The organism is Acidithiobacillus sp. HP-2 (assembly GCF_015100155.1).
Classification (GTDB): Bacteria; Pseudomonadota; Gammaproteobacteria; order Acidithiobacillales; family Acidithiobacillaceae; genus Acidithiobacillus.
Window position 1 is genome coordinate 78,355 of record NZ_JACKZA010000010.1, and the last position, 20,791, is coordinate 99,145.

General features: G+C 54.1%; 21 protein-coding genes. 3 read left to right on the top strand and 18 right to left on the bottom strand.

The annotated features are described in order from the left end of the window. Window positions 1-4: 4 nt before the first annotated feature. The 8 genes from H7F11_RS09535 to H7F11_RS09570 all read right to left on the bottom strand — a co-directional run bounded on the left by H7F11_RS09535 (window position 5) and on the right by H7F11_RS09570 (window position 7,741). Window positions 5-904, bottom strand: a complete 900-nt coding sequence (locus H7F11_RS09535) for a L,D-transpeptidase family protein (RefSeq protein WP_193651042.1) — start codon at window positions 902-904, stop codon at window positions 5-7. Between the two features lie 90 nt (window positions 905-994). Continuing rightward, window positions 995-3,046, bottom strand: coding sequence for an ATP-dependent DNA helicase RecG (recG, locus tag H7F11_RS09540; RefSeq protein ID WP_193651041.1), 2,052 nt, complete (start codon window positions 3,044-3,046; stop codon window positions 995-997). Between the two features lie 4 nt (window positions 3,047-3,050). After that, window positions 3,051-3,266 carry a DUF1858 domain-containing protein gene (locus H7F11_RS09545; protein WP_193651040.1) on the bottom strand — a complete coding sequence of 72 codons (216 nt, stop codon included), beginning with the start codon at window positions 3,264-3,266 and terminating at the stop codon, window positions 3,051-3,053. Window position 3,267: 1 nt separating this feature from the next. Continuing rightward, window positions 3,268-3,657 (bottom strand): Rid family detoxifying hydrolase, encoded by a 390-nt coding sequence (locus H7F11_RS09550; protein ID WP_193651039.1) that lies wholly within the window; start codon window positions 3,655-3,657, stop codon window positions 3,268-3,270. A 14-nt stretch (window positions 3,658-3,671) separates the two neighbouring features. Continuing rightward, the gene (locus H7F11_RS09555; protein WP_193651038.1) at window positions 3,672-5,951 is read right to left on the bottom strand and encodes a RelA/SpoT family protein; all 2,280 of its coding nucleotides are present in this window, start codon (window positions 5,949-5,951) and stop codon (window positions 3,672-3,674) included. After that, a complete protein-coding gene (gene rpoZ, locus H7F11_RS09560; protein ID WP_193651037.1) occupies window positions 5,935-6,210 on the bottom strand; it encodes a DNA-directed RNA polymerase subunit omega in 276 nt (91 codons plus the stop codon). Before rpoZ ends, H7F11_RS09555 begins: the two co-directional genes overlap by 17 nt. Window positions 6,211-6,232: 22 nt before the next feature. Continuing rightward, window positions 6,233-6,871 carry a guanylate kinase gene (gmk, locus tag H7F11_RS09565; protein ID WP_193651036.1) on the bottom strand — a complete coding sequence of 213 codons (639 nt, stop codon included), beginning with the start codon at window positions 6,869-6,871 and terminating at the stop codon, window positions 6,233-6,235. 6 nt (window positions 6,872-6,877) lie between these two features. Continuing rightward, window positions 6,878-7,741 (bottom strand): YicC/YloC family endoribonuclease, encoded by an 864-nt coding sequence (locus H7F11_RS09570; RefSeq protein ID WP_193651035.1) that lies wholly within the window; start codon window positions 7,739-7,741, stop codon window positions 6,878-6,880. A 415-nt stretch (window positions 7,742-8,156) separates the two neighbouring features. On the opposite strand from H7F11_RS09570, the gene H7F11_RS09575 reads away from it, so the two are divergent. Continuing rightward, window positions 8,157-8,531, top strand: a complete 375-nt coding sequence (locus tag H7F11_RS09575) for a hypothetical protein (protein WP_193651034.1) — start codon at window positions 8,157-8,159, stop codon at window positions 8,529-8,531. Here the strand turns inward: H7F11_RS09575 and H7F11_RS09580 are convergent. Continuing rightward, complete coding sequence (locus H7F11_RS09580) at window positions 8,508-9,053, bottom strand: TlpA disulfide reductase family protein (RefSeq protein ID WP_227485392.1); 546 nt, start codon at window positions 9,051-9,053, stop codon at window positions 8,508-8,510. The genes H7F11_RS09575 and H7F11_RS09580 overlap by 24 nt on opposite strands. Window positions 9,054-9,129: 76 nt before the next feature. Between H7F11_RS09580 and H7F11_RS09585 the strand changes: the two genes are divergently transcribed. Further along, on the top strand, window positions 9,130-9,744 hold the full coding sequence (locus H7F11_RS09585) for a BMC domain-containing protein (RefSeq protein ID WP_024893627.1): 615 nt from the start codon (window positions 9,130-9,132) through the stop codon (window positions 9,742-9,744). A 5-nt stretch (window positions 9,745-9,749) separates the two neighbouring features. Beyond that, window positions 9,750-10,307 carry an NUDIX hydrolase gene (locus H7F11_RS09590; RefSeq protein ID WP_227485393.1) on the top strand — a complete coding sequence of 186 codons (558 nt, stop codon included), beginning with the start codon at window positions 9,750-9,752 and terminating at the stop codon, window positions 10,305-10,307. Between the two features lie 104 nt (window positions 10,308-10,411). Here H7F11_RS09590 and H7F11_RS09595 read toward each other — a convergent pair whose 3' ends face one another. The 9 genes from H7F11_RS09595 to H7F11_RS09635 form a co-directional block, all read right to left on the bottom strand. Beyond that, on the bottom strand, window positions 10,412-11,218 hold the full coding sequence (locus H7F11_RS09595) for a CbbQ/NirQ/NorQ/GpvN family protein (protein WP_193651033.1): 807 nt from the start codon (window positions 11,216-11,218) through the stop codon (window positions 10,412-10,414). A 17-nt stretch (window positions 11,219-11,235) separates the two neighbouring features. Beyond that, window positions 11,236-11,562, bottom strand: coding sequence for a P-II family nitrogen regulator (locus H7F11_RS09600; RefSeq protein ID WP_010637896.1), 327 nt, complete (start codon window positions 11,560-11,562; stop codon window positions 11,236-11,238). Then, a complete protein-coding gene (locus H7F11_RS09605; protein ID WP_193651032.1) occupies window positions 11,559-14,711 on the bottom strand; it encodes a DUF2309 domain-containing protein in 3,153 nt (1,050 codons plus the stop codon). The genes H7F11_RS09600 and H7F11_RS09605 overlap by 4 nt, the downstream gene beginning before the upstream one ends. Then, window positions 14,696-15,469 carry a hypothetical protein gene (locus tag H7F11_RS09610; protein ID WP_193651031.1) on the bottom strand — a complete coding sequence of 258 codons (774 nt, stop codon included), beginning with the start codon at window positions 15,467-15,469 and terminating at the stop codon, window positions 14,696-14,698. The genes H7F11_RS09605 and H7F11_RS09610 overlap by 16 nt, the downstream gene beginning before the upstream one ends. Before the next feature lies 1 nt (window position 15,470). Then, a complete protein-coding gene (locus H7F11_RS09615; RefSeq protein WP_010637891.1) occupies window positions 15,471-17,159 on the bottom strand; it encodes an NADH-quinone oxidoreductase subunit L in 1,689 nt (562 codons plus the stop codon). A gap of 33 nt (window positions 17,160-17,192) precedes the next feature. After that, the gene (locus tag H7F11_RS09620) at window positions 17,193-19,547 is read right to left on the bottom strand and encodes a nitric oxide reductase activation protein NorD (RefSeq protein ID WP_193651030.1); all 2,355 of its coding nucleotides are present in this window, start codon (window positions 19,545-19,547) and stop codon (window positions 17,193-17,195) included. An 88-nt stretch (window positions 19,548-19,635) separates the two neighbouring features. Then, a complete protein-coding gene (locus tag H7F11_RS09625; protein ID WP_193651029.1) occupies window positions 19,636-19,872 on the bottom strand; it encodes a hypothetical protein in 237 nt (78 codons plus the stop codon). Continuing rightward, window positions 19,869-20,495, bottom strand: a complete 627-nt coding sequence (locus H7F11_RS09630) for a ParA family protein (protein ID WP_193651028.1) — start codon at window positions 20,493-20,495, stop codon at window positions 19,869-19,871. The genes H7F11_RS09625 and H7F11_RS09630 overlap by 4 nt, the downstream gene beginning before the upstream one ends. A gap of 8 nt (window positions 20,496-20,503) precedes the next feature. Next, window positions 20,504-20,791, bottom strand: a complete 288-nt coding sequence (locus H7F11_RS09635; RefSeq protein WP_193651027.1) for a hypothetical protein — start codon at window positions 20,789-20,791, stop codon at window positions 20,504-20,506.

A 20,791-nucleotide genomic window follows, 5' to 3' on the forward strand; every position in this document is an offset into this window, starting at 1 on the left:
TGCGTTACTGATTTTTTCCCAGCCTGGCCAGAAGCACGTCCATATCTGTTTCAGGGGAAGAAGCGGAAGACTTTTTTGCACCTGGATTCCGGGCGTATTTGACGGAGCTTAAGTGCTTGGCCGTGCTATGGGATTTATCAACACTGCCCATCTTGCGGTGCTGATACTGCGACCATGCCAGTTCTGCTTTCGGGTCAAAATTACGTTGATAACCCTTCACCTCACCAATAATTTCTACCGGCGTACCGACCTGTACCAGCGCCGCAATTTGTTGCGCATTCCAGTTGGACAAGGCTACGCAACCCGCCGTCCAGCGACCTGGAAACACCTTGCTTTCAGGATCATCAGAAAACTGCGGACCCATACCATGAATGCCTATTTCGCCGCCCAACGGGGTATTTTGAGGTGGAGTCTGACCGGCATCAATGGCGTCCACAATCGCGCGATACTGGCTATGGGTAATAATACCCTCCTGCAATCCCCACTCGGCATTTTCCTTGTTGGGATAGGTGAGTCCCATGAAAGGGCCATACTGGGTGCCGTGGAGAATCCAGCCAATATGATAATGACCAACCGGCGTGACATCATCGCCACGGGTACGACGCAGTGCCGAACCGTTAAAGCCAATGGCCACAGGGTAAGTAGCCAGGAGCGTCTCTCCCCGATAAATCCGCAGCAGATGCGCCGTGGTTGAGACCACTATCCGCACGGGTTGCTGCTGCGCCAGCGCAGAAACTGTCGGCGATACCACCGGAGCCACAGGGGTAATGACTGGCGCCTTGATTTGCGCCGCATAATAGGCCACAGAATGCACGGGCGGCGCAGAAATATGGGGAGCACACCCGTCCAGACCCCACAGAACAAACAAGCCCAGCAGCCACCACCATTTTCTTAAATTACCCATGCACCTGCTTCCTTGGTATTTTCGTTTTAATGCTTTCATAATATACCCGAGACAGATCATCAAAGTCCATGATAATCGGCATGTTTTCACTTAACCCACCTGGCTGTAATCCAGACGATTACCCAACCAGCGCTGAATCAGAGCCTGCACGGCTTCTGGATTTTCGTGCAGCAATTGTGTGGCGAGACGTGGCAATTCGGCCAGCAGCGCTTCATCACGCATCATGTCTGCCACCCGCATCTGCAGCAATCCGGTTTGCCGCGTGCCCAGATACTCGCCAGGGCCGCGTAATTGCAGGTCTTTGCGGGCAATCACAAAGCCATCGCGACTGTCACGCATGACCTGCAGGCGCGCCCGGGCTTTTCCCCCCAAAGGCGGATGATAAAGGAGTATGCAACTACTTTGCCGTTGACCACGCCCTACCCTGCCGCGCAACTGATGGAGTTGCGCGAGGCCCATCCGTTCCGCATGCTCAATCACCATCAGACTGGCATTGGGCACGTCCACACCGACCTCAATGACCGTAGTCGCCACCAGAATCCGGGTTTTCCCGGCCTTGAAATCTGCCATGACCCGAGCCTTTTCGGCGGCAGGCAGGCGTCCATGGACCAGAGCGATGGCCACTTCCGGCAAGGCTGCCTGCAAATCGGCATAACTGGTTTCTGCTGCCTGCAGCGCCAGAATCTCGGATTCTTCAATGAGTGGACAAACCCAGTAAATCTGATCTCCTTCAGCCAGTCGGTGCTGCATGCGGGTCATCAACTCTGCCCGCCGGGTATCGGCAACAACCAGGGTTTCTACGGGACTGCGTCCCGGCGGCAGTGCGTCAATAATCGACAAATCCAGGTCTGCATGGACCGTCATCGCCAAAGTCCGGGGGATAGGCGTTGCCGTCATCACCAGAAGATGAGGAATGGTTCCCTTTTCCAGCAACTGCCGGCGCTGATCCACGCCAAAGCGATGTTGTTCATCAATAATCACCAGACCCAGTCCGGCAAATTTTACTTCATCCTGAAAAAGTGTCTGGGTTCCAACGACAATCTGGATGCGTTGATTGTGTAAATTTTCCAGGACTTCGCGGCGGGCTTTCTGACCAAGCCCGCCCACCAGAAAACCCACCTGAATACCAAGGGGTGTCAACCATTCCACAAAACGGTCATACAATTGTTCGGCAAGGATTTCCGTCGGTGCCATCAGCGCTACCTGATAATTTTGCTCCACGGCTGTCAATGCGGCCGCTGCGGCCACCAGCGTTTTGCCGGAGCCCACATCACCTTGCAACAAACGCCGCATGGGCCGGGCCTGAGCCATATTCTGGTTAATTTCCGCAATGACCCGCTGCTGTGCGGCAGTCGGTGCAAAAGGCAGTCGTTTCAGAAACGCCGTCCAGAGACTCCCACTGGCCTTTATGACCGGAGCACCCGTTTCATCACCGGCCGTACGGGCAGAGCGAATAGCCAGATGATTGGCGAGCAATTCTTCCAAGGCCAGACGCTGCCAGGCGGGATGCGCAGGCGTCGGCACTTCTTCTGCACTTTCGTGCAAAAGCCGCAGGCCCTCACCCAGGGGTGGCCACGCCGGACCTAAATATTTCGCCAGATAATCGGGGAGTTGATCCACCAGGGTCAGTGCCTGGGCAACCCAGCGCCGCCATTGTGCCTGGGTAATGCCCTGGGTACTGGGATAAAAAGGGGTCAGGTGGGTAGGCGCCTGAAAGTGTGGCTGGTCGGCCATCTGCCACTCAGGATGCACCATTTCCAGACCCTGGTAACCCGCACGGGTTTCCCCGAAACACCATAAGCGCCTGCCTTTCTGCCATTGGGCACGCATCGGCGCGAGCATGTGAAAAAGGCGGATGTACAGTTGTCCGGTACCGTCACTGAGGGTGACCAGCCACTGATCGCGACGCCCACGCAAGTGTTCCACCTGGGTAATCTCGCCCAGCACCGCAGCTTCCTGTTCAGGCAACAGTGTCCCGATGGGCAAAAGATGGCGCCGGTCCTGGTAACGGCTGGGCAGATGGAAAAGCACATCCTGGACCCGCCAGATATCCATGCGCTGCAAGCGCTGAACCAGTGCCGGACCAACACCCCGCAGCGCCGAAACCGAACTTTGCAGATAGAGAGAAGAGGAAACAGGCACCTGCTCAGTCGCTGTGCGGCAGAGCCTCGCGATGGGCCCATTCGTTCAGGATTTCGTTAAGATCTACCGCATGCATCCGCGCCACCCCGGCCAGGGTTTCGCGATCAGCAATAAAACATTCACCACAATGAATACCCCGCTCTTCCAGCAACGATACCAGCACCGGATGTTCCTGCAGCAAAACCCGCATCGGCTGGGCCAGAAGTTCGGCGCGCTCCATATCAGTCCGATTTGCCCAAGGCGACAATACCGTCAATTTCCACCTGGGCACCCCGGGGCAGTGCCGCAACCTGTACCACCGCACGGGCTGGATAGGGCTGCGCAAACTCCGCCTCCAAAGCCTGGTTAACTGCTGCAAAATTGCTGAGATCCGTCAGAAAAACCTGCAATTTGATGGCCTGTTGCAAATCTGTGCCAGCAGCCGCACAAACCGCCTTGAGATTGTCCAGCACCCGTCGTATCTGCAGTGAAAAATCCCCTTCCACCATCTGTCCGGTGCCAGGGTCCAGCGGTATTTGTCCCGACAGGTAGAGCAGGCCGTCATGGGTCATCGCCTGACTGTATGCGCCAATAGCCTGGGGTGCTGCATCACTGTGTACTGGTGTCGGCATGTTTTCTCCTTGGATTAGTTCTTGACCCGCTGTACCCGTGACACCATGGGCAAACTCCGCAAACTGCGCATGATTTTCGCCAGATGATCCCGGTCATGGGCTAATATGGTAAAGGTGATTCCGGTATAGAGTCCATCCTGGGGCTCAATATCCACATGATCAATGTTGGAATCTTCATCGGAAATGAGGGTGGCAATGCGGGCCAGAACGCCCCGGGCACTTTCTGCCACTACCCGGATAGTCACCGGGAAATCGCCATGGGCATCGGGGTCCCACTGCACATCCACCCAACGGTCACGACGCTTGCGCCATTCGCGAATGTTATGACAATCGTGGGTATGCACCACCACCCCTTTGCCTGCGCTGATAAAGCCCAAAATCGGATCGCCCGGGATCGGCCGGCAGCAACGCGCCAGTGTCACCGGCAAACCTTCAGTGCCGCGAATCAGTAGCGGTTTTTTCACCGCCACCTCGCGATTCAGGCGGCTGGGCAGCAGTTGACTTACCGCCTGCCCCAGACGCCGCGCGGTTTGCGCCAGACGTCCCCGGTCATCTTCTTCCGGCAACAATTTATGGGCCACGACCAGCGGAAACACTTCACCCATCCCAATGGCCGCCAGCAACTGGCCTTCCTCCTGAACATTGAAAGTGCCCAGAACGCGCTGCCAATCCGCCGCAGCCAACTGTTGATAATTTCCACCCAGGCTCTGCAGCGCTTTCTCCAGCAGATTGCGGCCAAGTGCTTCCGCATCTTCGCGTTGAATGGTTTTGAGATAAGCCCTGACACTGCTTCGGGCCTTGGCAGTAACCACCACGTCCAGCCAGCCAGGCTGCGGATGCGCCGAAGTGGCAGTGACAATATCCACCTTGTCGCCATTGTTCAGAGGACTGCGCAGGGGCACATACATATCATTGACACGGGCTGCCACTGCCTGATTCCCGATATCCGTATGTACGGCATAGGCAAAATCAACAGCCGTGGCGCCACGCGGCAGGCTGAGAATTTTTCCTTTGGGCGTAAATACATACACCTCATCAGGGAAAAGATCGAGCTTGACACTTTCGAGGAACTCCTGAGAGTCGCCGCCCTGGGTCTGCAACTCCAGCAAACGCTGCAGCCAGGCCCGGGCCTGGGTTTCGGCATGAGCATGATTCATCCCGGTTTTGTAAAGCCAGTGGGCCGCCACACCGGCTTCCGCCACCCGGTGCATATCTTCCGTACGAATCTGGACTTCTACAGGGTGCCCGAAAGGCCCCAGCAACACCGTGTGTAGAGACTGATAGCCGTTGGACTTGGGAATTGCAATATAGTCCTTGAAGCGCCCGGGAATCGGTCGATATAAGCTGTGAATGATGCCCAACACGCGATAGCAGGTGTCCACATCCGTCACAATCACCCGAAAGGCGTGCAAATCCAGAATGGAACTAAAAGCCATCCCTTTTTTTTGCATCTTGCTGTAAATGCTGTAAACATGCTTCTCACGGCCGCTGACCTGAGCCTCAAAACCCTCCTGATGCAGACGGTCCAGCAAAGCTTGTTCGATTTTCTGGACGGCTTCCTTGCGATGGCCACGAGCCGCCTTGACGGCTTCGTTGAGCGTATGCCAGCGCTTGGGGTAAAGATGGGAAAAGGCCAGTTCTTCGAGCTCAATACGAATGGCATGAATACCCAGACGCTGGGCAATCGGGGCATAAATATCGAGGGTTTCACGGGAAATGCGCCGTCTTTTTTCCGGGGTCATGACTCCCATCGTCCGCATGTTGTGCAGACGATCGGCCAGCTTGATCAGCACTACCCGAATATCCCGGGACATGGCCAGAAACATTTTGCGGAAGTTTTCGGCCTGGGCTTCTTCCCGGGTTTCGAAACGGACCTGACCGAGCTTGCTGACCCCATCGACCATTTCCGCGACTTCCGGGCCAAAACGCTCGCCGAGACCTTCCTTGCTGATGCCACAATCTTCAATGACATCATGCAGCAAGGCCGCCTGCACGGTAAATATATCCAGCTGCAATTCCGCCAGGATACAGGCCACCGCTACCGGGTGATGAATATAGGGCTCACCACTGCGACGGGTTTGCTCGCCATGCGCTGCCAGTGCCAGTTCATAGGCTTCCCGGACCCGAGCCACTTCTTCTGGAGTCATGTACTGCTGCAATAACGCCCGCAAAGGCGCACAGGGATCATCCAGTGCCGGCTTAACCGGTGGTAGCCGCAATACTTCACCAACCCCGGATGCCAAAGGCAATACCGGGACGGAAACCGCTTCCGCCGATTCAGACGCCCGAGGCATCCTCTGCTCCCGCTAAATCGCGACCCGCTGCGCCCGGAAAATTGGGCATGGGGGGCGGCATCTGCTCATCCAGAATGGAACGGGTTACCAAGCCTGCCGCCACTTCGCGAAGGGCCACTACGGTATTCTTGTCCCGTCCCGCTTCCACTCCGGCTATAGCTCCAGAAGCCAGCTGCCGGGCACGACGCGCCGCCACCAGGGTCAGTTCAAAACGATTGGTGACATTTTCCAGACAATCCTCAACAGTTACTCTCGCCATTTCTACTTACCTTATTCCAGAGTTAATGAATAATACCCAAAAGATGTTTCAGACGCTGATGCTGGGCATGCTGTTGGCTGCCCAGACGCAGATGTTCCGCATGGACAATGCTGCGTAAATCTGCCAGCGCCGTTTCAAACTGGTCATTCACCACCAGATAATCAAATTCGTCATAATGCAGCAACTCTTCACGCGCTGCCTCCACGCGCCGCGCAATGACTTCATCCGAATCCTGGGCGCGCCCCCGCAAACGGGTTTCCAGCGTGTCCAGTGAAGGCGGCAGAATAAAAATGCTGACCGCCTGTCCGGGTAAACGTTCACGGACCTGACGCGCGCCCTGCCAGTCTATCTCCAGCAACACATCCATGCCGGCGAACAGCTGGCTTTTGACCCAGGGCTCACTGGTGCCATAACCATTACCATGCACCCGGGCGTATTCCAGAAACTCGCCCCGCTCCGCCATTTCGCTGAATTGCGCCATTTCCACGAAATGGTAGTCTGTTCCATCCACCTCTCCGGGTCGTGCCGGACGCGTGGTGTAGGAAACCGAAGCGCGAAACTGCGAAGTCACCTCCACCAGCGCTCGCGACAAGCTGGTTTTCCCCGCCCCGCTAGGCGCCGAAATAATCCACAGGATACCGCGTTCTGCGCTGTTCGTCATGATTTTCTACTCCACATTCTGCACCTGCTCGCGCATCTGTTCGATCAACACCTTCAGTTCCACAGATGCAAAAGTCACCTGACTGTCTGCAGCCTTGGAGGCCAGGGTGTTGGCTTCCCGGTTCAGCTCCTGCATTAAAAAATCCAGACGCCGTCCAACTGCTTCGCGGCGGGTCAGTATCCGTCTCAATTCCTGCAGATGCGTATCCAGCCGATCCAGCTCTTCTGCCGTATCCTGACGCTGAAGATAAAACAGAATTTCCTGCTCCCAGCGCTGCGGATCGACCTGCACGGACAGGTCAGCAAGACGGGTCTGCAGACGATTCCGCACCGCCTCTTCCAGTTCCGGAAGATGCGCCCGCAGCGCGCAGGTCTGTTCGCCAATGGCATCCACCCGGCTCAACAGTATCTGCGCCAGTGCTGCCCCCTCACGCTCCCGGGTGGCCTGTAATTCTTCAATGGTACCATCCAGCAAGGACAAAACTTCTTCTTCCAGAACAGCACTGTCCGTGCCGGTGCTTTGCACCAGACCGGGCCAACGCAAGGCGTCCAGCGGATTCAAAGCCGTCTCGCGCAGATTCCAGCACTGCAGCAATTCGCTGTAAATGGTCTGTAATTCTACCGCCAGATCACGGTTGAGGCGCAACCCTCCACCTTCAACAGCCTGAAAGCGCAGCCAGACATCAACCCTTCCGCGCTGCAGGGATTTTTGCAAGCGTGCCCGGATCGCCGTTTCATACACGGAAAAACCTTCCGGCAACCGTAAACTGATATCCAGGTAACGGTGATTGACGGTACGCAATTCCCAGACCAGCGTGCCCCAGTCTCCATGCCTTTCACTGCGGGCAAACCCCGTCATACTTCGAATCATGTGTACCACTCCGTTGCGAGATGCCACTGTAATCCCGAAGACGGCAGTGGGCCTGCAGGCTTTGCCGCGACTTTGGCCCGCGCCGTTGTTGTTCTTGGCGAAATCCTGCGCCCGTCAGGAGAGCTGTCTGAGCCCAAAGGGCGAGTTCTCTCCTGACAGCAGGATGAGCCTTAGAACAACAGGCAAGGGACGTTGGAGCAAAAAACCTGCAGGCCCGCTGACGTCTTCAGGATAATAACCGCTTAACCTAGCACAAGGACAGAAAAGCAGCGAGAAGCGTAATTTTAGCATATAAGCATATGAATATAATTATTGACAGCACTCCCAAGCTGAACTAAACCTAAAGAGTCGTAGCCCAAAAGCACCCCATCCAATAAGGGTGCACTCATGAAATTGCACAACGGGAGAGTGTTCTATGGTTGCCACACAGGAAACGTTATTTGAATGGGACGAATGGAAAGAGCGCGCTCTTGCCCGGGGTATTGCTGAGGATTTGGCAGAATTAGGTAAAAACCTGATGCGCGACGCCTACATGCAACGCTGGCCGGAAGCCGTGCTGAGTGATTGCGGCTGGGACGATGATGGTTTTGGGATGCTGGCCCTCGCCTGCGCCAAACCTGCTGAAACACGTCGGGATTGGGAGCGTTTGTATGCCCAATATTGCCGGCGGCCGGCTTGTCCGCTGCAGCAGCCTTTAGCAGCGGAGGCGAAAGCCCTAGCACCCCTCTATCCGGCAACGCACCCACAGGGAAATAGCCATACATCGCTAATGACGGGACATCCAAAGTAATCGCCAGACGACAACGGGCAGGGAAATAGCCCCTACATAACGGCCTACAATCTGCCCCTTGTGGTTGATCAGCAAGGAGGTGGGAGTCAGGATAACGCCGCCCAGAATCTGGGCGGCCGCTCCGTTTTTATCCGCATAAAGGGGATAATCAATAGCAAAACGGGAGCGCGCCGCCACGATGGCCTGCGGCGTATTTCCGGCAACAGCTACACCCAGCACCGTAAATCCAGCACCCCCAAACCATTGCTGGAGCCAGTTGAGGGCGGGAATTTCGGCAATACAGGGAGGGCAATCCGCAGACCAGAAATTGATCAGGGTCACCTGATTTGCTCCGGGATGATACTGTACCCACTGCCCATCCGGCTTTTGCAGGGTCAGAACCGGTAATGTGGCAGGAGTAGCAACATCACTTGCGCCGCGCCATTGTGTCCATACATACACTCCGGCCACGACCAACAGCATCAGCACAATATCCAGAGCCCAGCGCCGCAGGCGATGCTTTCCCAATACTATCAACCTCATCTGATCAACATGAAATGGACTGGAGCGTAGCGGTAAATCCCGCTATAATTGATCGACTATATTCGAACCATGGCTCATGATTCAACTTCGCACTTACGTCTACATAGACTCCCTACAACCGCAACTCGCTGCATATATGGCCTCGGTCTCCCAGGGCTTTCTTCCTGTGCCCGGCGATGCGGCCTTGTGGATTGAAGTTTCCCCTGCCATGGCAATTCACCGTCTCACGGACATTGCCCTGAAAGCTACCCGCGTGCATCTTTCCCAGCAGGTCATTGAACGCGAATTTGGAGCGATGGTCGTTCATCATCGTGACCAGAGTGATGTACGGGAGGCTGGTCGAGTGGTTTTGCAGCGCATGGGTGCCAGTCAGCAGGATCGTACCGCCTGCAAAATCACCTGGAAAGAAATCATCCGTGGAATGATGCCGGATCACACCGTACTCATAAACCGCCAGGGGCGGCGCGGCTCCATGATTCTTCCGGAGCAGAGCATGTTCATTCTGGAAACTGATCCGGCCGGTTACGTCATATATGCCGCCAATCAGGCGGAAAAAGCTGCCAATATCACGCTGGTCGATGTACGTGCCGTGGGTGCCTACGGACGCCTGACCATTGCCGGAAAGGAAGCGGACGTGGATGAAGCCGCAGCCGCCGCCATCCACGCCGTGGAAAACCCTTCCTGGACTTGATGCAGATGAATCGGCAAACCCTGCAAACCCAGCTCTGCCAGTATCGCAGTCACTATATGGAAGAGCTGGCTTATGCCCGTCGGGGTTGCGTTCTTTTGCAAAGCGATCCGGATTGCTTTTTTCGGGAAGGAAGCGGCCTGCACATTACCGCTTCCACCTGGATTCTCAACCCTGCCCGTACCGCTACGCTGTTTATGCTCCACCGGAAACTGGAGCAATGGTTTCAGCCGGGAGGACATGCGGATGGTGATGAAAATGTCCTCGCCGTGGCGCTCAAGGAGTGCGGCGAAGAAACCGGGGTTGCAGAGACAGATATCCGCTTGCTGCAATCAAGCATCTTTGATGTGGATATTCACCGGACTCGCCGGCATGGCAGCGAGCCAGCCCATCAGCATCTGGATATTCGATTTCTGGTGGAAATAGATGATCGTATCCCCCTGGATGGAAACAGTGAGTCCCATGCCTTGCTTTGGATACCCCTGCATGAGGTACACGCCTACAATAAGGGACTTTCCATCCATCGAATGCTGATCAAAAGCATGGAGTGGTTGCGTCAGCACTGAAACCAGGGTTGAAGCCAGCCCGAATCAAGGTAAAAAGACCTTAATCCTCAATATGGTCGCGGACCTGGAGGCTTTGCAGCAACTTTGGACCGCGCCGTTTCAGGTTAGAAAAAAGTACCGACGGCCGCATCCAGGGCATCACGCATATCCGGATCATCCGTAATCGGGCGCACCAGGGCCATGCTGCAGGCCGCAATGGGTGCCACACCTTTCTGTATCAACGCACCGGCATAAATGAGCATACGTGTGGACAAGCCTTCATCCAGACCGTGACCCTTGAGGTTGCGCGAACGTTCGGCAATGGAAACCAGCTTTTCCGCCATATCTTCCGAAACACCCGACTCATGAGCCACAATTTCCACTTCAATCGTCCGTTGCGGATAGGAAAAATCCAAAGCCCCAAAACGCTGCTTGGTGGATTGTTTCAGATCTTTCATGGAAGACTGGTAGCCGGGGTTAAAGGAAATCACCAGCTGAAAATCAGGATGGGCCTGAATCAGCTCACCCTTCTTATCCAGGGGAAGTGTGCGCCGATGATCCGTAAGAGGATGAATCACCACCGTCGTATCCTGACGAGCCTCGACAATTTCATCCAGATAACAGATGGCCCCTATACGCGCAGCGGTGGTCAGAGGACCGTCCTGCCATTTGGTACCATCCTTGTCCAGCAGAAACCGCCCTACCAGGTCTGAAGCCGTCATGTCCTCGTTGCAAGCCACAGTAATCAGAGGCCGTTTCAGACGCCACGCCATATATTCAACAAAACGGGACTTTCCGCAGCCTGTCGGGCCCTTGACCATCATCGGCAGACGAGCTGCGTAAGCCGCTTCATACAAGGAAATTTCATCGTGGACTTCCTTGTAATACGGCTCTTTCTCAATCAGGTACTGTTCTTTTGAATCACTGTTCACCGTATCACCTCTTGATATTAATTCTTGAATTTCACCAGCCGACTGACCTGGATATCCGTAACAAACACAACACCGGTATGTTTCTCAAAAAATGGCGCGAAGCCTTCCAGAATAGGAGACACCAACTCTTCGGGAACAGCCACTATAATCATGATCAGCACATCATCTTCATTGAACATGACGTGTCCTTCATAAATACCGTGACTGCCTTTTCCAGACAAATTACCGACAATGGTATAACCTTTCACCCCGGCCCTGTCGAGAAGATCCGTGGCAAAATCCTTGTGCGCGCCCTCCATGATGATTTCCAGCTTTTTCAAAGGGCTCAAATTCAGTGTGTTCATGCGATTTCCTCCAGGAGGGTCTGTCTGTCAGGGGTTTCGGTTCGTTCTTGCAAGTGAAAGGCACCATCTTCGAGGACATAGGCGCGATAATCATCTTCCGGATCCATGATGATGACCCGGACCCACCCCCCACCCAGCAGCGCCTTGATTTTAACCAGGTTACCCACGGATCTCTGGGCAAAAGCGACCGGCGCTTCAACCAGCACAATCAAGCGCACCGGCTCATGGTAAGGCTTGCCATCCTTGAGGACGGTCTGGGTAGGCAGCCCTGTACGCAAATCACTCTGGTTGCCGGTCATCACTGCAAAGCGCCCCGCCACGTTGTGATATACCTTACTGCCACTACCATAGTGCTCCGTGTCCACAACGGAAAAATAATGTTCCAGATTAATCCATTCGCCCACCACCATGGGACTGGAAAGAATGGTTTCCAGAAGACGACCCTTGGGATCCAGGCGGTAATCGTAGGAATGGAGAAAAGCCCGGCTTTCAAGATTCAGGCCCTCGGTCAATTCCCGCCGACCGACAATAGCATAGGCATTGCGGGTCAAGCCCCACTCCGGACGGACCTGCGACCAGTCGTGGGTTTGGCGCTGAGCCATGGCCGCCGCTGCGTAGGGGTCCTGGGCCAGCCTGGCATTTCCTCCGAGCAGTGGCATGCGTTCTGCGGCAGAACGACGGGTAGCTGCTGACAAGCCATTCTGCAAACGCTCCAGATAGAGCAGATGTCTTGCTGGCAACAAGTCCACATCATACAGCTCCACCACATCTGAAGTGGTATTATGCACGGCCGGCATAAACCAGGTATCGTCAGGGATGATGATTCCCTTATCGCGCAAACGCCGACGCACCTCGGGTTTATTGGCCATCGCCGCAAATACCCGGGCATTGGGTAGCCCCTTGCCACCTCCACAGGCCCCACAATCCAGAGCCGATTCGTAGGGATTGTTTTCGGTTTCACTTTGATGCCCAACCAACAGCACAAAGCGCGAAAAATTACGATTCATGCCAATCAGCAGCAGGGCCTGAGAAATGTAGCGGACCTGCTCATCCAGACTGAAACCAATACGGCCCAGTCGCTCCATCTGCAAACTGGTTTCATGGCGTTCGACCCGGTATATGTCCCGCAATTTCTGGATGAACTCAGATTCCTGCTGGGCAGACAAATCGCGGCGTTGGGCCAGGGCACTGGGTCCAGAGATATGTTCCAGGGCAATTTCGCGCAGCTCTTTGACATCGTCGTCCGTCACCTGATCGCGCGGAACATTCCATTCCTTGATCAACGCCCGGACAATCATCGCCCGCTGCACAGCCCGCAAAATGGAATCCGCCTGATCCGGACTGAGCTTGTCCAAGAGCAGTCGCGTTACCGGCTTTTCAGCATGCAGTTTATGATGGAGATGATGATAGGTCAGCGGCGCGACAGTCTTGCCAATCAGGCCCAGACTGAAAATGAGACCCACAGCTTCTACTGCCACAAATGGGGACAACACCGAACTCTTCAGTTCATGAAGCACATGCTCCAGGGCACCATAAAGCGGTTCTTCTTCCAGTTCCAGTTCGGCGGGAATTTCCAGCACCAGATTTTTGGGGGTCTGAATCGCCGGACAAAGATGCACTTCAGTGCCACGACCATACTCCAGGAAGCTGATCGGCACCCCAAAAAACCCACCAATTCCAAAAGTCTGATAATCACCAATCGCTTCCAGATGCCGGCGCATGGGTTCCGAACGCACGTCAATACACAGCAACGCCTGGGCAAAAGGCCGTTTCTCCTCGGCTGCTGCAGACGCCTGCGGAATATGGATCCGGTTGACCAGATCCTTGATGTAGTGAGACTCCATGGACCGCAACCAGGTAAAGCCCTCCTGCTTTTCCCAGGCCCGCATAATCTCCAAAAACCTGTCGAGCTGATCCGGCGTCATCGCCAACAGTTGCGCTTCCGCTTCTGCACCCATGACTTTAGCCAGTCGCTGCAGATTCTTAATCTGACGTTCCGCTTCCCAACGGGACTTGGCAGCAATGTACTGCTGCGCCATCTTGTCAAAACCGGAACGTTTGCGCCGTGCCAGTACATCTTCTACCTGTTGTGCCCAGGCGGGCAAAATGGAACCCGTGTACAACTCCAGACGCAAATAGGCAGAAAAAGGATCCGCATGCACGAAATCCTGAATTTCTTCGGCATTGGCCGGACAGGCATGGTGCCTGACTGCCTCCTGAAGTAACGCCATACCCAGAACCATGCGTACGGCCAGAAAATCCGTCAGATCCGCCGGATACTGCTCTGCCCAGTAATAATGTTTGGCTGTACTCCGGTAGCGGATGAAACCCGCCCAACCATGCAAACGCGTCAATTGCCGGGTAATATATTTTTGCCAGGATGCTTCGGGAACTTTCAGATCCCGGAGAATATGCGCCACTACGCCTTCAGGCGTCGCTTCTGAGTCCAGAAGATTGCGCAAATGCAATCCACGCAGGAAAAAGCGCACATTATGCTGAGCCACTTCTTTCCATGCAGCAAAAAATCCCTGCTTGCGTCCCGGCGACTGCCAGGCTGACTGACCTTCATCAAAAAAGTCCAGACAGCTTTTTACCAGCAGATCATCCAGGGTACTGCCAATGTCTGTCCCGAACAGACGATCGACATTGGCATAAACTGGCCCGTCCAGGGCTATTTTATGGCTGAGAATATCTTGCAGGCGGTATTTTTGGGTTTCGTCGTCTTGATCTGGCGCTTGTCCATGGAGAACTGCATGCAGAATTCGTCCATCGAGCCAATCCGTCCTCGGGACCATCTGCTCGTTCTGGCAACGCGTCAGCAAGGACCAGAGCCAATGCTCCATGGAAATTCCGGGCAGAGTCTCGGCGTGTTTTTCGAGAAAAACATGGAGATATTTGCGCAGTGCATTTTCATCCACTTTCCCGGCCTGCCAATATTCCTGATATTCACTGCGGGAAAGATATCCGCGTCCGTGAAATAATCGGCCCGCTTCTTCCACCGCCTCTTCAAAAGGAAGGTGTTCCAGCCCGAACAGAGGGTTATGGTGAATGAAGGTGCGCATTGGCCAAAACCGGGGAATGGGCTCGCTGGCCACATAAATCATCGTCCGTACTTTCAGACGATCCCCCAAAGTCAGTTGATGATCCATATACCCCCCCAGAAGATTCCGACCAAAGCAAACACCCCCAAAGTCAGTCCACCCAACCAGGTGCCAGCCACACTCAAGTCATGCACCGCATCGCCATGGTATATACCGAAAAGTAAATCCTGCAAAAGCCGCCCTACGGTCCACCCCCAAAGGAGCAGGACCAGCAATAACAAAGGCATCCAGATGATTGGCAAACTTTCCATAGCCTGTAATAAGGCGAAAAAATTGGGAAAGATGGGTGTGGCGGTGGCGGCAAGTGCAGTCAGCGAGATCAGTACGGAAAGACGGGGCAAAACCCGGGCAAAACCGCCGCTCAGGCCCAGATAAGAACCTCCGGTTTTTTTCGTCAAAACGCCCGCCCATATCAGCATCAGCGCGGCAGGGATGGACCAGGCGAGCACAAAAAGTTGCATCTCCCAGTGTTGCGGCAGGACCCCGACCAGAAGCCAGGTCAGGGACAAGCCGGAAGTAGCCATAAAACGCGCCCAAATCTGCATATCACGGGTTCCTGCAGCGCGATAGGCGTACAAAATCGCCGTAAATAATGCCAACGCCCGCAAGGCTGTGGGCATTTCCTGGCCGAGCAGATACCAGGCCCCTGATTTCAGAAGCAACAGCAGACCCAGTTGTGGCAGGACAATAACCGTCAGAGCGCGCGCCCAGGCACCCGGTGCACTGACCAGTAAACGGTTAAAAATCCAGCTGAACGGGAACCAGGGAAGCAAAGCACCTGCGATAATCCAGATGATGATATCCATCTCAGCACCACCGTAACATAACGTTGAGACGCCGCGCCCCACTCAACAAAATCTGAGTCATGCGGGCATACAGGTCATTGACATACAGCTCTCTGGACAACAAGGCATACAGGGCCAGATAAACACCACGCCAGCGGCCCTGATCTGCGCGATCCCACCAACCGCTGGAATCCGCAAAAAAGGTCAAAGCCCAGGCACCGACAAAGAGCAGCGCAAGGATGATCACCAACACGTCAAAGTAGACGCTGTTGATACTGGCGGCACCATATATCTGATATTCCTCGTCGTGCGGATATAAAAAGTGTCCGAAGTAATGGCTGATCAGGGTATAACCAATGACCACCAGAACAAATGATCCGAGAATACCACCCATCAAACGCCAGGGGTTGGTATGGGTCATTTTATGGGTGGCAAACAAGGCCTGGGCTCCGGTCACCCAGCCGAAAAAGAGCAGGATAATGACCCCTTGTTCGTGCAGAAGTCGCGATGAAACAAATAAGTGGGACACACTGAGCACGACTACTGGTACGATAATGGTCAAGGCTGCCGCCGCCAGCCAGGGCAGCCGTGAAGGCTTGGCCGGACGCCGCTCGACAATCGAGGTGTACACTGGGTCCGCAGGGACGCCATCATGTTCCCGGGCCTCGCCAATGATATTTCCTGCTCCCAAAAACAGGGATGCCTTGAAAAATCCGTGGGCGATCAGATGGAAAATGGCCAGAGCAAAAGCCCCAACCCCGCATTCCATGACCATAAAACCCATCTGCCCCATGGTCGAATAGCCCAGTGAGCGTTTCACATCATTTTGAATCAACATCATGGCTGATCCCACTACAGCGGTAATCAGGCCTACGATAAATACAAAATGCAAAACAATACTGGCGTGTTCGAATACCGGAAAAAACCGGTTAAACAAAAATCCGCCTGCGTTGACTATGCCTGCATGCATAAGTGCAGACACTGGGGTCGGACCATCCATGGTGTAGGGTAACCAGCCATGAAGCAGAAACTGGGCAGAGCGCGCAAAAGCGGCGAAAGCCAGGAGAAAACCCACCAGCTCCGGAACCGATAAACCCCAGAAAGCGTCCAGATGCGGATACATTTGCAGCCGGGAAAAAATCACCGGAAGGGAAATAGAGTGGTAACTTCTGATCAGTACAAAAGCGGCCAACCAGAGTGGCACATCTCCGGCCCGGTAAGTAATTTGCGTCCAGAACGCATAACGTCCTGCTGCAGGACGGTTGGTATCGTGGCCCAACAAAAAATAAAGTACCACCCCCACCAGAAACCAGGCGACCAGCAAGGTAATCAGATCAGCCGCAGAAACCATGAATAAAATAGTCGCTGTCATCAAGTCAAGAAGCGCAAAAAAGCGGGTGTAATTAGCCTCTTCGACCATGTAGCGCACAGAATACATATGGACCAGCAGGCTGATTCCACTCACAAAACTCCACATGATGAGGGTTAGAGGATCAAGCCATACACTCCCCCAGAGGGTGCCGATAACCTCCACGCGCGAAAAGCCGCCCAGGGCATAACTGGTCAGCTCAATGAGCGCCAATATAAAAGTCAGCAAGGTAATGATTACGCTGATTCGCGCCGCCACCTTGCGGGCAGAATGCGCAAAGACAAAAATAATGACTGCCGATAAAATTGGCAGGAATGGAATTGCAATTGCCCAATTACCCATTCGACACTCCCTGTATTATGTTCCAATTTAAAATCATTTGGTCATGGATATATAAAGCTGCGGTAATTTTTCTGGAAGCTTGTCCACATGATCCAGCACCAGATAATTACGTTGCCCGAAAATTCTGGAAACATATTCATCGGCATAAGGGTCCAGAGACAGGCAAAATGTCCGGATACCCTTGCGGTTCAGTTCTTCTACGGCTTTTTTGGTATCAAAACGCAAATATTGTGGATCGCGCACATCATTATCTGCGGGTTCACCATCGGTGAGGAGCAGAATCAATTTTTTCTGGCTGGCACGCTGATCCAGCAGATGTCCGGCATGGCGCAGTGCCGCACCCATGCGGGTCGAAAGCTGTCCGGTCATTCCTGCCAGACGACCTTTCACTTTGTCATCATACGGCGCATCAAAGTCCTTGAACTTGTAAAACTCTACGTCGTGGCGCCCATTGGAATCAAAACCACAGAGCATATAGGGGTCGCCAATGCGCTCCAGGGCCTCAGCCAGCAAAGCCGTGGCTTCCCTGGCCAAATGCAGCACACTGACATCTCCTTCCGAACGCGTACGCAGCAGGTCATTGGTCGATTCGGAAAGATCAACCAGCAACATGACGGAAAGATCACGAATATTCAGACGGGTGCGAATACCTATACGCGGATCCGGCTGTTGCCCCATGCGGATATCCGTCATCGCCAGAATGGCCGCATTAATATCAATTTCATCCCCATCTTCGACTTTGCGCGTCCGCACCACGCCCTGGGGCTGCACCGCTTCAATCAGCTTGCGCAGCCTTTGCACCAAAGGCTTTTGTTGTTCGAGCATGGTATTAATTTCTGAGGGATCTCCCATTTTGGGATGTTTTTCATACACGGTCACCCACAAGGGACGTTCCAGCTGGGTCTGATAATCCCACTCGGAATAATTTACCGGTTGCGATACCGGCGTCTTGCCCTCTTTTTCGTTAAACGTCAGACCATCGTCGTCATAGAACTCTGTGGCGAGCACCCAGACTTCCTGGGCATCATCTCCCGCTGTTTCCACATCGACGGCGTTGATCATTTCCATGATGCTGACATATTTGCGTACCTGAGCCTGACCGCCGGAGAGAGGATCGCCACTCCAGTCTGTGGCAGGCGCCGTCCAGAGATAGCGATTATCATCGCGATATGGGCTTTCAGACTGATCTTTCTGCACAGAGTAATTCCAGGAAGATTTTTCACATTCTTCTGCCAGTTTTTCAGCAGCCGCCATCAGCACATCATAAACGTCTTCTTCGGCTGCCAACACCCGGATAAACGCTTCTCGGGCGTTGGCCACAAAGGGATGTGGATCAGCATAGTCAGCATCGAGCAGTGCGAGGCTGATACGATCCATGATGGCTACGGTTTCAGGTTCTGCTGCCTGTTCCTCACAGGCCGGCAAACGGCCTAAATGTTGCCATAGAGGGAAAAGGCCCGGGAATTTCTGGATGGCAAGATGCTCAACCCGGGCATCTTCCAGAATACCAATCCACAAACGTTGCAAGGGCTTTGCCAGCTCAAAACGGGGATCGTATCTGGAAAAAACCACATGCGCTGCGGCGTGTGCCGCTGCAGCACGATACAGCTCCAGGGCGGCTGTTTTTTCCCCTTGGGCGTTTTCCACATCGTCGTAGGCGTCGGGAACATGAATGAAGTAATTTTCTATGTAGGGCTGGTAACCTTCTCTGGTTTCATAATCTCCGGAAGTGGGTCGCAAAAAAAAATCACGACCCCACAAAGCGCGCAGATACATGATCAAACGGCGTTGTACGTCAATGAAAAGAACACCGCGACGTTCCTGCTGAAGCACGGCAAGGGATTGTGGCGTATTCAGACCGAAAAATTCTACCTGTGCGGCAAAATCACTGCGATAGGCGGAAATACCCCAGCTGGCCCAACGCCGCAAACCACCCAGGGTCATTTTTTCGAGGAGCACTTCAATTTTGCCCAACATCGGACGAACACCACGCGGTGCCTGGGCGAGTAACTGATCAAGCAGCAGCAGATAGCCGCGAAACAATTCCAGTTCACCCAAACGACGGGAAACAATCGGAGCACTGGTGAAAAATAAGGCCAGCACTTCGGCGCTGGTTTTGGAAAACATGCGAATGGCCATGGAAAGCATTTCGAATACAGCCTGCTCGCCAATTTCACGGGCAACCTGTGGGGCACTTTCTATAAAAGCAAGAACCAGATCAGTCCCACGCCCCAGCGCCTTAAGGCTGCTGGCACCCTGCAGATAGGATTCGAGACCACGTCGACCAAAAACCCGGGCGGCTTCATACCAATTAGCCTCCAGGACTTCGGCGGCGTGTGGCCCCAGATCTTCCAATATTTCCGGATAATCCGCCAACTGAATGGACATACCTAGCTCACCCCATTTTTATCGCAAAGCACCCTATACCCATGTACTACACACAGGTCGGCCGAAATATATCAGCAAGAAGGCGGTGCTAGTCTGGCCAAATACGCTGAGGATTGATTTCACGCCCACCACCCGCATTCAGATCACTCACGCCTGGCGTTTCTTTGGGCGTGCTTTTCTGAGCCGGTTTACTGCTCGTTTCCAGTTTATTGATCGTAGTTGTTTTTTCGGCATCTGCCGCAGGAGTGCTGTTTGCACTGGCGGCCGGAGTACGCCGTCTGGGACTCTGGATACTCGCGTTGAGTTTGTTCTCCAAATTGCTCATTTCAAGATCTCCTCAATAATTCCTTCGAATTCCTGTACGGCAGCCGTGGCCCGCTTCCCCATCTGATACACACTTTTGCCTTCAATGGCTGCATTCCGGTATATGGCCCGGCGGGCAACCTGCACGGGTAACACATTCAGACCCATTGCCTGAACTGCAGATTCTGCAGCACGAGACAAAGCACTGTGACTTTCAACCTGATTCAGCACAAATGCCGCATTTCGGGTTGCTTTACCCGCTTGCAGGGCCGAAATCACTTCCACACTACGTTGGCTCGCCCATAAATCCAGTGGCGAGGGCAGCACTGGTAGTAATATCCAGTCCGCCATCGCCAGCACTTCCCGGGTTTCAGCGCTCTCCAGGGAAGGCGGACAATCAATCACCCAGTAGGCAAAATCAGCGGATTGCCCCGCACTTTGTTCTGACCAGCTTTGTACAGACAAAGCATGACCATCAGCTTCAGCAGCCCAATCCGCCCAATAGCCCAGGCTCCCCTGAGGGTCGGCATCCAGCAGTAAGGTGGCACCGCGTTTGGACAAGCCCATCGCCAGGTTCCAGGCCAGAGTGGTTTTGCCACAACCACCTTTGGCATTAAAAAGGGCAATCCGCCTGGCGGTGGTCATGATCAATGTTACTCCCGTGCCTGCACTGCGCAGTACTCAGCCGCTGCGGCAAATTCTGCCCGCTCAGGCTCCACGGCATCTCCTTCAAATTGAATTGCGACGACCACGTAGGTTTTCGCAAAATTCAGGTTTGGATAATAGTCAAGTTTCTCAGAAAGTCCCGTCAGCAAATCCAGAAAATGACGAGTTCGTGCATAGTCGGAAAACTCAAATCGTTTGCTCCACCCCAAAGGACGACGCTGAATTTCCCATCCCTCGGGAGCCTGGATATCCTGGAGATCCTGGTTCACAAACAT

Bases quoted from the DNA above. Each gene is read 5' to 3' on its own strand.
- H7F11_RS09570 (WP_193651035.1), bottom strand. From the start codon at position 7,741: ATGATTCGAAGTATGACGGGGTTTGCCCGCAGTGAAAGGCATGGAGAC.
- H7F11_RS09635 (WP_193651027.1), bottom strand. From the start codon at position 20,791: ATGTTTGTGAACCAGGATCTCCAGGATATCCAGGCTCCCGAGGGATGG.
- H7F11_RS09630 (WP_193651028.1), bottom strand. From the start codon at position 20,495: ATGACCACCGCCAGGCGGATTGCCCTTTTTAATGCCAAAGGTGGTTGT.
- H7F11_RS09545 (WP_193651040.1), bottom strand. From the start codon at position 3,266: ATGGAGCGCGCCGAACTTCTGGCCCAGCCGATGCGGGTTTTGCTGCAG.
- H7F11_RS09605 (WP_193651032.1), bottom strand. From the start codon at position 14,711: ATGGATCATCAACTGACTTTGGGGGATCGTCTGAAAGTACGGACGATG.
- H7F11_RS09535 (WP_193651042.1), bottom strand. From the start codon at position 904: ATGGGTAATTTAAGAAAATGGTGGTGGCTGCTGGGCTTGTTTGTTCTG.
- H7F11_RS09575 (WP_193651034.1), top strand. From the start codon at position 8,157: ATGGTTGCCACACAGGAAACGTTATTTGAATGGGACGAATGGAAAGAG.
- H7F11_RS09550 (WP_193651039.1), bottom strand. From the start codon at position 3,657: ATGCCGACACCAGTACACAGTGATGCAGCACCCCAGGCTATTGGCGCA.
- rpoZ (WP_193651037.1), bottom strand. From the start codon at position 6,210: ATGGCGAGAGTAACTGTTGAGGATTGTCTGGAAAATGTCACCAATCGT.
- H7F11_RS09610 (WP_193651031.1), bottom strand. From the start codon at position 15,469: ATGGATATCATCATCTGGATTATCGCAGGTGCTTTGCTTCCCTGGTTC.
- H7F11_RS09615 (WP_010637891.1), bottom strand. From the start codon at position 17,159: ATGGGTAATTGGGCAATTGCAATTCCATTCCTGCCAATTTTATCGGCA.
- H7F11_RS09600 (WP_010637896.1), bottom strand. From the start codon at position 11,562: ATGAACACACTGAATTTGAGCCCTTTGAAAAAGCTGGAAATCATCATG.
- H7F11_RS09555 (WP_193651038.1), bottom strand. From the start codon at position 5,951: ATGCCTCGGGCGTCTGAATCGGCGGAAGCGGTTTCCGTCCCGGTATTG.
- H7F11_RS09590 (WP_227485393.1), top strand. From the start codon at position 9,750: ATGAATCGGCAAACCCTGCAAACCCAGCTCTGCCAGTATCGCAGTCAC.
- H7F11_RS09585 (WP_024893627.1), top strand. From the start codon at position 9,130: ATGATTCAACTTCGCACTTACGTCTACATAGACTCCCTACAACCGCAA.
- H7F11_RS09625 (WP_193651029.1), bottom strand. From the start codon at position 19,872: ATGAGCAATTTGGAGAACAAACTCAACGCGAGTATCCAGAGTCCCAGA.
- H7F11_RS09620 (WP_193651030.1), bottom strand. From the start codon at position 19,547: ATGTCCATTCAGTTGGCGGATTATCCGGAAATATTGGAAGATCTGGGG.
- H7F11_RS09580 (WP_227485392.1), bottom strand. From the start codon at position 9,053: ATGAGGTTGATAGTATTGGGAAAGCATCGCCTGCGGCGCTGGGCTCTG.
- gmk (WP_193651036.1), bottom strand. From the start codon at position 6,871: ATGACGAACAGCGCAGAACGCGGTATCCTGTGGATTATTTCGGCGCCT.